General features: G+C 60.1%; 12 protein-coding genes, 1 tRNA gene and 1 pseudogene. 3 read left to right on the top strand and 11 right to left on the bottom strand.

Annotated features, from left to right (window positions below):
* Positions 1-10 precede the first annotated feature (10 nt).
* The 5 genes from ACIGHL_RS02655 to ACIGHL_RS02635 form a co-directional block, all read right to left on the bottom strand.
* Positions 11-1,114, bottom strand: coding sequence for a cyclic nucleotide-binding domain-containing protein (locus ACIGHL_RS02655; RefSeq protein ID WP_128119226.1), 1,104 nt, complete (start codon positions 1,112-1,114; stop codon positions 11-13).
* Between the two features lie 25 nt (positions 1,115-1,139).
* Positions 1,140-2,054, bottom strand: coding sequence for a 1-aminocyclopropane-1-carboxylate deaminase/D-cysteine desulfhydrase (locus tag ACIGHL_RS02650; RefSeq protein WP_241508991.1), 915 nt, complete (start codon positions 2,052-2,054; stop codon positions 1,140-1,142).
* 43 nt (positions 2,055-2,097) lie between these two features.
* Positions 2,098-3,459 (bottom strand): chromosome partitioning protein ParA, encoded by a 1,362-nt coding sequence (locus ACIGHL_RS02645; protein ID WP_128119224.1) that lies wholly within the window; start codon positions 3,457-3,459, stop codon positions 2,098-2,100.
* A gap of 187 nt (positions 3,460-3,646) precedes the next feature.
* Positions 3,647-4,027 carry a nuclear transport factor 2 family protein gene (locus ACIGHL_RS02640; protein WP_128119299.1) on the bottom strand — a complete coding sequence of 127 codons (381 nt, stop codon included), beginning with the start codon at positions 4,025-4,027 and terminating at the stop codon, positions 3,647-3,649.
* Positions 4,028-4,135: 108 nt separating this feature from the next.
* Positions 4,136-6,166, bottom strand: coding sequence for an NADPH-dependent 2,4-dienoyl-CoA reductase (locus ACIGHL_RS02635; RefSeq protein WP_128119223.1), 2,031 nt, complete (start codon positions 6,164-6,166; stop codon positions 4,136-4,138).
* 217 nt (positions 6,167-6,383) lie between these two features.
* Between ACIGHL_RS02635 and ACIGHL_RS02630 the strand changes: the two genes are divergently transcribed.
* Positions 6,384-7,394 carry a carbon-nitrogen hydrolase family protein gene (locus tag ACIGHL_RS02630; protein WP_128119222.1) on the top strand — a complete coding sequence of 337 codons (1,011 nt, stop codon included), beginning with the start codon at positions 6,384-6,386 and terminating at the stop codon, positions 7,392-7,394.
* Positions 7,391-8,428, top strand: a complete 1,038-nt coding sequence (locus tag ACIGHL_RS02625) for an AraC family transcriptional regulator (protein ID WP_216706777.1) — start codon at positions 7,391-7,393, stop codon at positions 8,426-8,428. Before ACIGHL_RS02630 ends, ACIGHL_RS02625 begins: the two co-directional genes overlap by 4 nt.
* Positions 8,429-8,706: 278 nt before the next feature.
* On the opposite strand, the gene ACIGHL_RS02620 is transcribed toward ACIGHL_RS02625, so the two are convergent.
* The 6 genes and pseudogenes from ACIGHL_RS02620 to ACIGHL_RS02595 form a co-directional block, all read right to left on the bottom strand.
* Positions 8,707-8,865 (bottom strand): DUF2474 domain-containing protein, encoded by a 159-nt coding sequence (locus ACIGHL_RS02620; RefSeq protein ID WP_045426130.1) that lies wholly within the window; start codon positions 8,863-8,865, stop codon positions 8,707-8,709.
* Between the two features lie 23 nt (positions 8,866-8,888).
* Positions 8,889-9,896: a cytochrome d ubiquinol oxidase subunit II gene (gene cydB, locus ACIGHL_RS02615; protein WP_128119221.1), complete on the bottom strand. Its 1,008-nt coding sequence runs from the start codon at positions 9,894-9,896 to the stop codon at positions 8,889-8,891.
* Between the two features lie 3 nt (positions 9,897-9,899).
* Positions 9,900-11,339 (bottom strand): cytochrome ubiquinol oxidase subunit I, encoded by a 1,440-nt coding sequence (locus ACIGHL_RS02610; RefSeq protein WP_045426124.1) that lies wholly within the window; start codon positions 11,337-11,339, stop codon positions 9,900-9,902.
* A gap of 260 nt (positions 11,340-11,599) precedes the next feature.
* The gene (locus ACIGHL_RS02605) at positions 11,600-12,256 is read right to left on the bottom strand and encodes a methyl-accepting chemotaxis protein (protein ID WP_499143849.1); all 657 of its coding nucleotides are present in this window, start codon (positions 12,254-12,256) and stop codon (positions 11,600-11,602) included.
* 468 nt (positions 12,257-12,724) lie between these two features.
* Positions 12,725-13,225, bottom strand: a pseudogene (locus tag ACIGHL_RS02600) (MCP four helix bundle domain-containing protein); the annotation flags it as partial.
* A gap of 388 nt (positions 13,226-13,613) precedes the next feature.
* A tRNA-Asp gene (locus tag ACIGHL_RS02595) sits at positions 13,614-13,690 on the bottom strand.
* A gap of 349 nt (positions 13,691-14,039) precedes the next feature.
* On the opposite strand from ACIGHL_RS02595, the gene ACIGHL_RS02590 reads away from it, so the two are divergent.
* Positions 14,040-14,675: a type II secretion system protein N gene (locus ACIGHL_RS02590; RefSeq protein ID WP_128119219.1), complete on the top strand. Its 636-nt coding sequence runs from the start codon at positions 14,040-14,042 to the stop codon at positions 14,673-14,675.
* The last annotated feature ends 3 nt before the right edge of the window (positions 14,676-14,678 follow it).

Below are 14,678 nucleotides of genomic sequence, written 5' to 3'. Positions count from 1 at the left end.
TCACGTCGGTTCAGCCGCTGCGTTCGGTACGCCCGCCGGAACGCGCCAGATAACCGTGACCCCGCTCACAGAGCAATGTTGCATAATCCTCAGCCGACAGCCCGTCGAGGCCGCCTTGCAGCGGATAAGCGCTGAAGCCCAGCTGCGTCAGCAGGAACACCGCGCTGGCGCTGCGTTTGCCGCTGTCGCAGTAGCAAACATACAGCCGATCCTGCTTCAACAATCGCGCCTTAAGCCGCAATAGATGCAGCGGCATCGTCAGCGCTTGCGGAGCATGTCCCTGCTCATACTCCTCCAACAACCGGACATCCAGCCATTGGGCGCCCTGCTCGATCAGCGCATTCGCCTGTTCCAGGCTGAGCTCATCGACTACCGGCGCCTTCAACAGCGAAACGAAGTTCTCGCGTGCCAACTTCAGCACACAAGCATCCTCGATCAGCGTAACGGTAGCATTGCGCGGCCCGTCGGTAAGCAGGGCCTCTTCACCGAAGCAGGCCCCGACTTCCAGCTCCGCTACCACTTGCCCGGCGCTGCCAAGGCCGATCATGACCTCGGCGCGGCCGCTCTTGAGGAAGTAGCAACAATCGCCGGCCTCACCTTCGCGTAACAGCACCTGGCCGGCTGGCATATCGATGGCCTCAAGTCTGCCGAGCATGTCGCGTATGTTTGCAGGCGGCACTTTGGCGAACAGCGGATTCTCCAGCAATGTTTCAAGCCAGTCGGTCAACTCGCCTGCCGTCGCCAGCTCCAGCAGCAGATCGGCATTGGCATGCTGCCAGGACACTAGGCGATCGAGCTGCTCACTGTCGATGCACAGCACGCTGACATCATCCAGCGCGCAGGCTCTGCTCAGCCGGGCGCCGGAAACCAACATATGCCAACTTTCAGACGAACCGGCAACCAATCGCCGCTCGCCTTCCGGCGTCTGCAGCGAAAGGACGCCGCTGAGCAGGAAATAGCTCAAACCCGATGGCGTCTGCTTATCGCACAGCACTTCGCCTGCTGCCAGGGCGCGCGGCACCAATTGATGGCGAATCTCTTGCAGATACCGAGGCGACAGTGTGTTGAGCGGAATCAGGCGGTGGAGAAGATCGGGAGGCAGCAGCTTATTCATCCATGAGTTCCAAAGGGGCGGGAGGTCAGCGCAGCAGCCCGTCCAGCTGCGCCTGGGCAGCTCTCCGGCCCTGCAGACCGCCGGTATGCACGAAGATGAGCCGCGTGCCGCAGGCAAAATAACCGCCCCGCACGTAAAGGCGCAATGCCATCATCGCCTTAGCCGTGTAAACAGGCTCCAGAGGAACGCCTGAAACCGCTTCAGTCTCCAGCAGAAACCGAGCCAGCGGCTCGTCGAATCGACCGAAGCCTCCACGGCTGGCGTCGACCAGCTGATACCCGGAGTCAGCAGTGCCGGCGTCTCGCAACAGCCGGCTGACTTCGTCTGCAACGCCGTGCGAAGGCGGGCCTGCCAGCGCTCCGTGGACCATCCTTCTGCGCCGCTGCGCCTCGCCGATCACTAACCCAGCCAAGGTGGTACCCGTACCCGCGGCAAGCCACCAGCCCTCGTAATCATCCCAGCTGATGGCGGCCAGGCGCGTTTGCACGTGGTCGACCAGCGGGGTGCAACCCCGTGCTCCAGCAAGCCCGCCGCCGCCTTCGGGTACGCAGTAGTAACCGGGGAACCGCTCCTGCCAGGAATTGAAGAAATCCGCCCGGTGCCGTTCGCGATAGCCGCCATAACCTAGCCAATGCAGCTGCATGCCGAAGCGCTGCAAATCTTCGACAGTCGCTGTCTGCTGCGGATTGCCGCGCAGTAGCCCGACGCTGGCTAGCCCGTAACGCTTGGCCGCTGCGGCTAGCGCATGCAGATGGTTGGAGTGAGGGCCGCCAAGGCTGATTAACCCTGAGGCGCCGCTGGCTTGTGCCGCAGTTAGGTGATGAGCGAGCTTGAACCATTTGTTCCCGGACAGCTCTGGATCGACCAGATCCAGCCGCAGCACGGCAACCTGAACATCGGCCTCGCGTAGCCAGGGCAGATCAAGCCGCTGCAGCGGCACTGAGGCCAGGCTGGGAATAGATGCAGAAATGATAGAGACCCTGTCAGCTACCGGTACGCAGTCGATCCTGAGACCGGTGCCTGGCGCAACAATTGGACTCGCCGATCACGAAGTGTGCAGGCGAGTCGACTTTATCCAAGGGCATGTTGCAGCGTTCTCCAGTCGAGAGGCTGGCCACACAGGTAGGTTGCTGATAATGCTGAACCCACTTGCCGTACTGCTCCTCGGAGACCGCACATTTAGCGGCGGCGTACGCTAGCGGATTCGCCTGATAGCGCACCATATCCTGAAGCGCGATCGTCAGGTGTCCGGCGCCGGGATGATAAGCCATGAACACCACGCCGATCCGTGAAAGCCTTTCGAGCACTCGGTCCCCCGTCTGCTCGGCTAGCACGCCCACCTGCTTCTGTAACGCTTCGATCTCTTCCTGCAGCTGCGCATCCAGCTCGTTGCGATAAGCCAGCTCGACGTCCCGAATAGCAATCTGCTCCTTGTATTCAGCAACCGCTGCGGCGACCTGGACCTGCAGCTCGGTGTTGAAGCGCGCCCGTGCAGCGTCAGCTTCGTCACGACTGTTCTGCTCAACCGCGCGCAGCTGCTGGCTCATCTCTTCGCGGGTCTTCTGGAAGCCCTCGGCCTGCTCTGCGAGCTGGGCGCGAAGGTTCACTGCCTGCTGCTCATGCTCAAGCAGCTGCCCACGCAATCGGGTGATTTCACTTTGCAGCGTTGCCTGCTGTTGAGCGGCCAGATCCCGCAATTTAGCGAGGTCGGCCTCGCGCATTTGTTCCAGGCTGGCAATGCGCAAACGCTGCTGCTTGATCAACTGCGCAGCCTTGACCCGCTGTTCCTTTTCGAGCTGCTCGGCGCGGCGAGTGGCAGCCTGCTTGGCCGCATCCGGCGCGTACCAAGTGTCTTCAGCCACCATTTGCAGACGCTCGGTGGGCACGGTCTGTGGTGCCTCTTCTTCCACCAGCAGTCCCAGCTGGTTGCGCTTGATGCGATCACGCAACATGACGAAGTGGTTCTTGCCGGGCGTCAGGTCCGGGTCCCACAAGTGCATCTGGTGCCAGGACACCGGGCACTGGCTGCGACAGGCCAGGCGGATCGGCCCAGCGCCGAGATCCGGCCCGCGCCCGGTGCGTTCGGCAAGGCTGCGCAGCGGGATATTCCAGCCACTGTCGGCTGATCCGTCCTCGTTGAAATCGAGATAGAAGAACACCGCCGCGCGAATCTGCAGCCGTGCATTGACCAGCACATATGCGACCCGCATCTGCTGATCGGCGAACTCCGGCATGCTCACCACCCCATCGAGCATGGCCTCGAATTCTGGGTAGAGCATTTCCTTGCAGACGCCGCCATCATTGAAGAACAGTACGGCTTCGACCGTCTGCGGTTTGATCTGCATGCTCGGTTCCTCAACAACTTGAACGGCCCGCGGGATATCCGCGCTGCAGGCGCTCGGCGCTCGCTAGCCCATGGTTGGGCCGAAGTGTAGGGGAAAAAGCAAAACCGGCAATGTGACTGGGTTGGCAGCGACTTCGGCGCCAGGATTGGCTATCGAAACGCCACCGGCAAACTGTGAACGGGTTGGACTAAGCCGGTCGGCCCTTCATTGCTGCAAGCTGAGGTGCGAGACGCCTGCCCATTTCCTCACCGAGCGCCTGCAGCCCGCTCATCGGCCGGATCATGACTTCGAAATCGGTAATCAGCCCAGTCTCATCGAAGCGAATCATGTCGATACCCTTGAGCTGACGATCACCGACGCGAGCGCTGAACTCCAACACGACGTCCGTGCCATCGGTGCCGGCCAGCTCGCGGTGATAGCCGAAGTCTTCGAATACTCTGACCACGGTATTGAGGATCAGATTGACCGCCGCAGCGCTCTCATAGGGAGTGAAGGCCATCGGCGAGCGAAACACCGCCTGCGGGTGCAGCAGCTCGGGTAACCGGCTGAGATCGCCAGCTGCAATCATCTGATGCCAACGCAGTAAGGTTGCGGCAGCGGCCGGTTGTAGCGGAAGAGATGTGCTCACGTCGTTGCTCCTTTACAAAAAGCCCCGCTTGAAAGCGGGGCTCCGGTATCAAACTTCAGCGGCTAGCCGCGAACCCTGATTAATGGCGCGCTTGGCATCGAGCTCTGCGGCAACGTCGGCCCCTCCGATCAGATGGACCTGGCGCCCAGCCGCCTCCAGTTCGGCTTGCAGCTCCCGCAATGGATCCTGGCCGGCGCAGACGATGACCGTATCGACTGCAAGCACCTGCGGCTCACCATCTGCCACACGGATATGCAGGCCCTTATCGTCGACCCCCAGATAATCGACGGCGCTGATCATCTGCACGTGCTTGTTCTTCAGCCCTGTGCGGTGAATCCAACCGGTCGTCTTGCCCAGGCCGTTGCCAACCTTGGACTTCTTGCGTTGCAGCAGATACACCTGCCGTGCCGGTGCGTGTGGCTCAGGCTGAACACCGGCCACTCCACCCCGAGCTTCCAGCGCGAGGTCGATACCCCACTCGCGCCAGAACGCCTCTCTGTCGAGACTGGTCGAGAGGCCGTTGTGAGTGATGAACTCCGACACATCGAAGCCGATCCCGCCGGCACCGATGACTGCTACGTGCTGCCCAACAGGCTTACGTTGCAGGATTGCGTCGATGTAGCTGATCACCATTGGATGATCGATACCTGGGATATCGGGCGTGCGCGGCGCAATCCCGGTTGCCAGGATGATCTCATCAAAACCGCCGGCTAGCAGATCAGCAGCGCTAACGCGCGTGTTCAGCCGGACGTCAACGCCAGTGCTCTGCAGCTTGGTCTCGAAGTAGCGTAGGGTTTCGAAGAACTCTTCCTTGCCCGGCACGAGCTTGGCGATATTGAACTGACCACCAATCTCATTGGCGGAATCGAACAGCGTTACCTGATGACCGCGCTCCGCCGCTACGGTAGAAGCGGCCAGGCCAGCCGGGCCGGCTCCCACCACGGCAATCTTCTTGACCGTGGTGGTGGGGATGTAATTCAGCTCTGTTTCGTAGCACGCGCGCGGATTGACCAGGCAGGTGGTCAGTTTGCCGCTGAAGGTGTGATCCAGGCAGGCCTGGTTGCAGCCGATACAGGTATTGATGGTGTCGCTGCGGTCCGCTGCCGCCTTGTTGACGAAATCTGGATCGGCAAGGAACGGACGAGCCATGGAGACCATGTCTGCATCACCTTCTGCCAAGACCTGCTCGGCGACTTCCGGCGTGTTGATGCGGTTCGTCGTTACCAGCGGGATGCCGACATGGCCGCGCAGTTTCGCCGTTACCTTGGTAAACGCCGCGCGTGGCACCTTGGTGGCGATAGTAGGAATGCGGGCCTCGTGCCAGCCAATGCCGGTATTGATCAAGGTGGCACCGGCCTGTTCTATGGCCTTGGCCAGCATCAGCACCTCGTCCCAGGTACTGCCGCCTTCCATTAGATCGAGCATCGACAGGCGATAGATGATGATGAACTCGCGGCCTACCGCTTCGCGTACCCGGCGGACGATTTCTACAGGCAGACGCATACGGTTTTGGTAGCTGCCACCCCAACGGTCGGTTCGGTGATTGGTATGAGACACCAGGAACTGGTTAATGAAGTAACCTTCCGACCCCATGATCTCGACGCCGTCATAGCCAGCCTTTTGAGCCAAACCTGCGCAATTGACGAAGTCACGGATCTGCTTCTCGATGCCCTCTTCGTCCAGCTCGCGTGGGGTAAAGGGGTTGATCGGCGCCTGGATGGCGCTCGGGCCCACCAGCTGAGGGCTGTAGGCATAACGCCCGGCGTGGAGAATCTGCATGCAGATCTTGCCACCTGCCTCGTGCACCGCCTGAGTGACCACCTTGTGCTCTTCGGCTTCCTCGAGGGTCGACAACTTAGCTGCTCCGGCGCGCACCGAACCTTCCTCGTTCGGCCCTACCCCACCCGTGACAATCAGACCCACGCCTCCACGTGCCCGTTCGGCGAAGAACGCGGCCATGCGCTCGAAACCATTGGGCATTTCTTCCAGCCCTGTATGCATCGAGCCCATCAGCGTGCGGTTGCGCAGCGTGGTAAACCCCAGGTCCAGCGGAGCCAGCAGATGCGGAAAAGCAGTCATGTTCGTTCCTCGATCAGGCGGCACAGCCAGTGCCAGAATTCGTCGGTCGGATCGCCGCGCCTCTGTCGGGCGCAGTCGCAGTGCCGTGACGATAAACAGCACCCGCCACGCGCTCAATGACCGAAAATCACAACTACATGACTCAAATGTGCAAAACGCTTGGCAAGCGGCTGTGCGATGCCTAGTCTCTGCGGAAACATATCCAGCTCTGTAGCCCATGCGCACCTATAGCAAGTTGCTCGGCCTCGCCGTGCTCGCCCTCGTGGCGCTCGTCATCTACCTCGACTGGACCCAAGACCGGGGCAGCGGCCCTCTGCTTTCTGACCTTCGGGTTCTTCCTATCGAGAGCCAGGGCCAGCCGGGTGAAACCGGCAACCTGCTCGGGATCGAAACCCGACTGATGCCGGCGGACTACCAGAGCCGCGAGCGGCTGCAATTGAAGTTCGCCACCTACCTGGACCAGGCGCAAGAAGCCGGACTGCTCAATCCCCGAACGGTTGTCGTGCTGCCAGAGCATGTCGGCACGGGCCTATTCGCCCTCGGCGAGAAGCCTGAAGTCCAGCAGGCCCGCACGCTGCGCGAGGCCGTGCAGTGGATGGCCCTGAGCAACCCTTGGGACTACTTGCGTGCGCTGCTCGGCAACGAAGGGGATGATCACCGTACCGAGGCCGTTCTAAAGATCAAGGCACGGAAGATGGCTGATGACTACCAGCTAATTTTCGGGGGCCTGGCGAAGGCCTACGGTGTGACACTCGTCGCCGGCTCGATCGTGCTGCCCGAACCCTATCTGGACGAGGGTCGACTACGGAGCGGTACCGGGCCGCTTCGGCAGGTCAGCCTCAGTTTCACACCGGACGGCGAGGTACTGGGGCCACTGCAGTACAAGCATAAACTGAGTCGTTATGAGCGCCGTTACAGCGAAGCGCTCGAAGGTCAAGCGCCATCGGTACTCCAGACGCCGGCTGGTCGGTTGATCGTTTTGCTCGGCTGCGATGCCTATGCACGGCATGTTGCCGACGAAGCGGAGCTAATTGCAGTACCGGGCGCACGTGACGAACCGCTGGCCACCTGCGGCGAGAACCTGGGCGTAACTGCAAAACTGGCGCGGATGGATGTGCATACGCTGGGGCTGCCCTGGAATCTCGTCGGTTCTCCTCGCAGGCCGACACGACACCATCACGGCGAACCGGTGCGTTTGCGCAACCAGTGGCTGCCGAATCGACCATGAACCATCAACGGGTCCGCCTTGGTGATCTCTCGGTTGGCTTCGTGCACAGCTTGGTCAGTGCCCTGCAGGAAAAGCAGATCGACCCCCAACCGCTGCTGGATGCGTATGGCCTCGATCATGCGCGGCTATCGGAGCCGCGAGCGCGGCTGTCGATTCCTCGCTACATGCGTCTGGGTCATGCAGCCATGCAGCTGGCGGGTGACCCAGGGCTAGGGCTTGAAATGGGGCGGCTGCGCAAGGCCGGCCACCTTGGCCTCGTCGGTGTGACCTCGACGCAAGCCCCTACGGTGCGCGAAGCCGCACGTGCACTGATTCGCTACGAGCCGCTTTATGCGTCCAATTACCGGGGCGCCTCAGGGTTCCACGAGGATGCATCTGGTGCCTGGCTCAGGTTCTATTCGATCAGCCCGTACAACAGCTACAACCGGTTCGTCGTGGACACCGTATTGGCCAGCTGGGTTACGCAACTTGGCGCGGTCGCGGGCCAGCCGTTGACCCCGGTTGCAGTGCAGATTGAATTTCAACGCCCCGATTACGCTGCACGCTACGAAGCGTTCTTCGCAAGACCGATCGAATTCGGCGCCGAGCACAATCAACTGCGACTGGATCAGGCGGCACTGGCGCTCCGCAATCCGGAGCACTGCCCGGGCACCTGGCGCCAGCTTCTCGAACTCTGCGAGGCGGAACTGGAGATTCGCACTCGAACCCGCAGCATCCGCGAGCGAGTGGCTCAGCTCCTCGGTCCGATGCTCAAGGGCCAGGAGCCCGATCTGCAGCAAGTTGCAGGACGATTGCAGTTACCGCCCTGGACGCTGCGTCGAAAGCTGGATGAAGAAGGCACCAGCTACCGCGCGATTCTCAACGACACCCGCCGCGATCTTGCCATGGCCTACATTCGGGACACCGAATCGGCGTTCGGCGAGATTGCCTGGTTACTCGGATTCTCTTCGGCGGAAGCCTTCCAGCGCGCATTCAAACGCTGGAGCGGCCAGACACCGGGAGAATATCGGCGCGCACAACGGCGCGCCGACTGATTCCGTCAAAGCTCGAAGGCGTCGTCAGCAGGCTCCGGCCCGTCTTGCTCAGATGCGTGCCACTCGAGAATTTCGTCTTGATAGTCGTCCATAGAAACGATCCTCTTTTTCGGTTTGCCCAGTTCTGCGTTTCAAAGTCCATGCCAGCGAAACTACCCTGCGCACATGACCGAAACATGAACCGCTTCACACGGCGGATGACCAATAAATAGCCCGAGCGGCCTGCTGCCACAACGCGCCATATCGCCGCAGGCCGCAGATAGGCTCTAGCGCGGCGGTTAGGGCGACGTCAGACCCGCCGCGGTCATCGCCTGGCGCAGCAGCCAGGCAACCACGCCCAGCGCGAGAACGCTCGCTGACCAGATCAAAACCAACCAGGTCATACGCTTCCACAGCGGTTTGGGCCTGGCTGCACCGCTTTCGTGCTTGTTTTGCATATATCGCTCCGTGACGGCCCGTTTCAGTGGTAGCCGTCCTCTGCACTGACCTTGCCGCGGAATACGTAGTAGCTCCACGCGGTGTACATCAGGATCAGCGGGATGATCAGCAGCGCCCCGACCAGAGTGAACCCCTGGCTCTGAGGCGGTGCGGCGGCATCCCAGATACTGATGGACGGCGGAATGATGTTCGGCCAGAGGCTGATTCCGAGTCCGCTGTAGCCCAGGAAAATCAGCGCCAGGGTGAACAGGAATGGCGAGTAGTGAGCGTAACGCTTGATCGATCGAAGCAGCCCGAACGTACATGCGAGCACCAGAATCGGCACCGGCAGGAACAGGATCAGGTTCGGCATACTGAACCAGCGCTCAGCGATATCCGGATGGGTCAGCGGTGTCCAGATACTGACGATCCCGGTTACGGCCAGCACGGCCCAGACCAGCGGAATGCCAATGTCATGCATGCGCTTTTGCAGATCGCCAGCGGTCTTCATGATCAGCCAGGTGCAGCCCAGCAGGGCATACGCCACGATCAGCGCCACGCCGCAGAACACCGAGAACGGCGTCAGCCAGTCCAGCGGACCACCGGCATAAGCTCGATCAGCCACGGGGAAGCCATGAATGAAGGCGCCAAGTGCGACACCCTGGAAGAAGGTCGCCGCCAGCGAGCCGCCAACAAAGGCCTTGTCCCACACATGCTGACGAGACGCGCTGGCCTTGAAGCGAAATTCGAACGCCACACCGCGGAAGATCAACCCCATCAACATGAAGATGATCGGCAAGTAGAGCGCCGAAAGCACGACCGAATAGGCGAGCGGGAACGCTGCGAACAGCCCTGCACCGCCCAGTACAAGCCATGTCTCGTTGCCGTCCCAAATTGGCGCCACGGTGTTCATCGCGACGTCCCGCTCGGAGGTATCAGACAGGAACGGAAATAGAATGCCGATACCCAGATCGAACCCATCCATCACCACGTACATCATGATGCCGAAGATGATGATGACGGCCCAGATCAGCGAAAGATCTATACCCATAAGTCAGTTCCTCTCGCCCAGTTTGTCGCCATGATCGTGCGGTATCGCCTCGTCTGCGGCGGACAGCGGCCGCATTGGCGTGCGCTTCTCCCCCGGCCCACCGGCGCCCTTCTCGTCTCCCTCGTTGATGATTGGCCCTTTGCCGATCAGACGCAGGACGTAGACGAACCCGATGCCGAACACCGCAAAGTAGATCAGGACGAACATCGCCAGGGTCAGACCAAGCTGCCCGGCGCCATGGTTGGATACTGCATCGGCGGTCCGCATGATCCCGTACACCACCCACGGCTGCCGCCCAACCTCGGTGGTAAACCAGCCGGCGAGAATTGCGATAATCCCCGACGGGCCCATCAGCAATGCGAGGCGCAAGAAGGGCTTGGAGTGGAACAGCCTGCCACCCCGACGCAGCCACAGACTCCAGAAGCCTGTGAAGATCATCAGTAGACCGAGCGCGACCATCACACGGAAGGTCCAGAACACAATGGTGGAATTGGGCCGGTCTTCTTTGGGGAAATCCTTCAGCGCCGGGATCTGCTCGGTCAGGCTGTGCTTGAGAATCAGGCTACCAAGGTACGGAATTTCGACCTTGTAGCGGGTTTCTTCGCGTTCCATATCCGGCCAGCCAAACAGCAACAACGGAGTAGGCTCACCTGACGAGTTGTCCCAATGACCTTCCATCGCGGCGATCTTCGCCGGTTGGTATTCAAGCGTGTTGAGCCCGTGAAAATCTCCGACCACGGCCTGAATCGGCGCAACGATCAGCGCCATCCACATTGCCATGGAAAGCATCTTTCGCACCGCCGGGTTGTCATTGCCGCGCAGCAGGTGCCAGGCGGCAGACGCGCCGACCATGAACGCAGTCGCGAGAAAAGCAGCAATCGCCATGTGCGTCAGACGGTACGGGAACGACGGGTTGAATACGATGGCAAACCAGTCCACTGGGATCACGATGCCATCGATGATCTCGTGCCCTTGCGGTGTGTGCATCCAGCTGTTCGAAGCCAGGATCCAGAACGTGGAGATCAGGGTGCCGACTGCCACCATCAGCGTCGAAAAGAAATGCAGCCCGGCGCCCACGCGATTCCAGCCAAACAGCATGACGCCGAGGAAACCGGCTTCAAGGAAGAAAGCTGTCAGCACCTCGTAAGCCAGCAATGGCCCCGTGACGCTTCCAGCGAATTCGGAATAGGCGCTCCAGTTCGTACCGAACTGGTAGGCCATGACGATCCCCGATACCACACCCATTCCAAAGTTGACGGCGAATATCTTGAGCCAGAAATGGTAGAGGTCTCGATAGACCTGGCGCTTGGTTTTCAGCCACAACCCTTCCAGCACTGCCAGGAAACTCGCCAACCCGATGGTGATCGCTGGAAAGATGATGTGGAAGGAAATCGTGAAAGCAAACTGGATCCGCGCAAGTTCAAGCGCTTCCAAACCGAACATTAACCACCCCTCGTCAGTACGCCATCAGCCCCTGGCTTGTTAGTCACAACACGCATTACTGACAGCATTTAACCGCAAGGGTGCGCCGGACACCCCGTTACAGGTTGACGCAGGTCAAGGTAAAACAGCCTAGAGTGTGGCCATGCCCCTCCGCTTTGTCCTTTTTTGTGGCTCAGCTGCGGCCATCAGCCGCGCCGGCAATACGCCTAACGCGTCCGAAGGTCACTTGCCGTGCACCAGCAAGGCTTAGGCCTCCTACATCAGCCCCGGAAGTAACCAACCTTTCGATTCAATTCCTGGGCGAGCGTCGTCAGGTCTCTGCTCGAAGCGGCAACCTGATTAGAGGCGGCCGAGCTGGCCACTGCGGAGTCATGAATGCGCGTCACGCTCTGGTTGACCTCCTCGGCCACCGCGCTCTGCTCCTCGGATGCCGTGGCGATCTGAGCATTCATTTCGTTGATCGAGCCAACCTCCTGGCGGATCTTCGACAGAGCGCCCTCCGCCTCGAGGGTCTGCTCGACCGTCTGCTGCGCCATTCGCTTGCTGGTTTGCATCACCTCAGCCGCCTTGCTTGCTCCCGCCTGCAACGACTCGATCATTTCGCTGATCTCGCTTGACGATTGCTGAGTCCGGTTCGCCAACGACCGCACCTCGTCCGCCACCACTGCAAAACCTCGACCATGCTCACCGGCGCGCGCGGCCTCGATGGCAGCATTAAGCGCCAGCAAATTGGTCTGCTCCGCAATGGCGGTAATGACCTGAAGAATCTTTTCGATGCTGCCGCTTTGCTTGGAAACCTGGCTAACCGTCTCGGTGGCTTGCTCGAGCACCTTGGCCAGATTGTGGATCGATATCGCCGTTTCACCCACCACTCGCGTGCCGGTCTCGACTTGCTCGTCGGCGCTCTTGGCGGCCATCGCGGCGCGGGCCGCAAAGTTTGCGACTTCACTGACAGTCGCCGCCATCTGATTGATGGCAGTCGCCACCTGCTCAGCCTCTGCGGACTGCTGCTGAATCTGCTGACTACTGTTGGACGATGAGGTAAGCAGTTCTCCCGACGCGACACCCAGCCCGTCTGCGGCAGCACGAACCTCGGCAATGATGCCGGTCAATCGACCGGCCATCTTCGCAGTCGCCCCCATTACGCTATCTGGATAGCGAGTTAGGATCACCTGGCCGAGATCGCCGTCAGCAAGGTTACCAATCACCCGCGCCACTTCATCAGGCTCAGCACCAAGGGTCGATCGCAACTTGCGGATGATCAGCATGGCGATAGCTGTGCCCAGCAAAATCGCTAGACCAGTGACCGTGATGATGAGCATTAGAAAGCCGCTAGCTGTATCGCGTACCACCGTCACCTGCTCGCTTATGGACGTTTCTTGGTGGTCGATAAAGGCATTGATCAGCCGAAGCCACTCGCTGTAAGCGCCAGCGACATTTTCCAAGAGAAAGGCGTATGCCCGCTCCGAGCCTTGAGCGAACCGCATGTCGATGACTTTTCGGGTCAGGTCGTTGGTCTTCGCTTCGATCGCTTCGATCTGCCCCATCAGCTGAAGCTCGACCGGGTCAGCCGTGCGCTGCGCAAGCATTGCCTTCATCGGGCCAGCGGAGTCGGCATATAACTTTGCAAGATGATCGATCTCCGCTACCCGACCTCGTGCGAAATCAGCGTCAGCCGCGCTAACCGCGTCCCGTACGGCAATTGCGCGATCATGAACGCTTCCCCGGAAGTTGATCGCGTAGCGCTGCTTCAGACCCGCCTGAGCGCTGATGCTCTTCATGGTCCGATCGATCGTGTCGACCTTGAGCGCACTGACCATGGCCACGACTGCCATCAACGCGAGAATGACGAAAAACCCGAGACCGAGGCGCTTGGATACTGACATCTGCTTGTTCATTGAGAGTCTCTGCATACGTGCTGCGCGGCAGCCGGGGATTAATGTCGTTACGCCGCGGCAAGAGAAAGCTCTAGGCCACCCATAACTTGTACAGCAAGATGTCACAATGACATACCTTTGTACAAGTATTTTGCTCTGACAACCCAAAACAGCCGATTTTTCGGCGCTAGAACACCTTCCAAGCAGTGCAAAGCGCTACTTTAAACCTGCGATGTACAACTTTTGAGGGTCGTCGGAGTTGACGACATGCAAGCGCATCGCGGCCAGACGCAAGCGCCCACGTTCGATGAAGCGAAGAGGAAATACAGACGATAGAAACGAAAAAAGCGGCCCTAAGGCCGCTTTTCGCGTGGCTTCCGCAGAAGGGAAGCAAATATGGCGCAGCGGACGGGACTCGAACCCGCGACCCCCGGCGTGACAGGCCGGTATTCTAACCGACTGAACTACCGCTGCGCGTCGGCTGGACTTTCGTCCGACTCGCAAGGCGTTTAGTGTCAACCGTTAAGGCTGATGGCTGATCGCCCTGCGAGGCGCGCAATTTACGCACCAAGGGAAATCAAGTCAACAGTGTGTCGCGATTTTTTCAAAATTATTCCGAGCCCTCGTGGCCCCATCGCTCATTCCACGACCTCCGGGCACCTTTTGCCTGAAAAACAGTCAGTTGCACTGGCATACTCAAGTGCTTCTTTGTCATGGTCCGGGTCTACACTGGCAGCCAAGCCCGCTGTTCATATATTCAGCAACCGCCGCCGCGAGTCAGCGTTCATGACCATCAAACATTTGGTTTCACGGAGTGCCTAGCTTGGCTTCCCCCGCAGCACTGCAGAAAATTCGCCGGTTTGCGCCCCTGATCCTCAGCGCAGTCATTGTCGTGCTATTTGGTCTCTACCTGGGCAGTCAGGTCATGGCCTGGCTCAGACTGACCCAAACGCCGCCTGCAGCCATCACGGACAGCAGCCAACCCGCCGGGGCCGCGCCTGATTTGGAGCGAATGGAAGGGTTGTTCGGATCCCCGGCCTCGAGCGGACAAAGCTATAGGCCCGGCGAATCGAGTTCTGATTTAACCTTGCTAGGCAGCTTCGTTCATGCCGACCCGGCTCGGTCGACTGCGATCATTCAGTTAAATGGCCAACCGCCACAGCTTTATCGGGTCGATCAAGAACTGGAGTCAGGGGTACGCCTGTACAGCGTTGAACCCGACAGGGTTGAGGTAAAGCGTGGCGGTCGTATTGACAGCCTATTCTTCCCAAGCGTCCGTTCTCCCACGGCCGTGCCCGATAGTCTGCCCGACTACAGTGAACCAGCGGAGATGGAAGCTCTCGATCCGCAAGCGGAGATGCTTCACCAGCAAATGGAAGCACTCCGGCAACAAATGGAAGGGGCTACAAGCCCGCCAGAAACCATGCCCTCCGACGAACAGACCACGGAAGACAACTGACCG

The sequence above is a fragment of the Pseudomonas sp. NPDC077451 genome, from assembly GCF_044543345.1.
In the GTDB taxonomy this organism is placed as follows: Bacteria; Pseudomonadota; Gammaproteobacteria; order Pseudomonadales; family Pseudomonadaceae; genus Stutzerimonas.
This window is presented reverse-complemented; position numbering and strand designations above follow the sequence as displayed.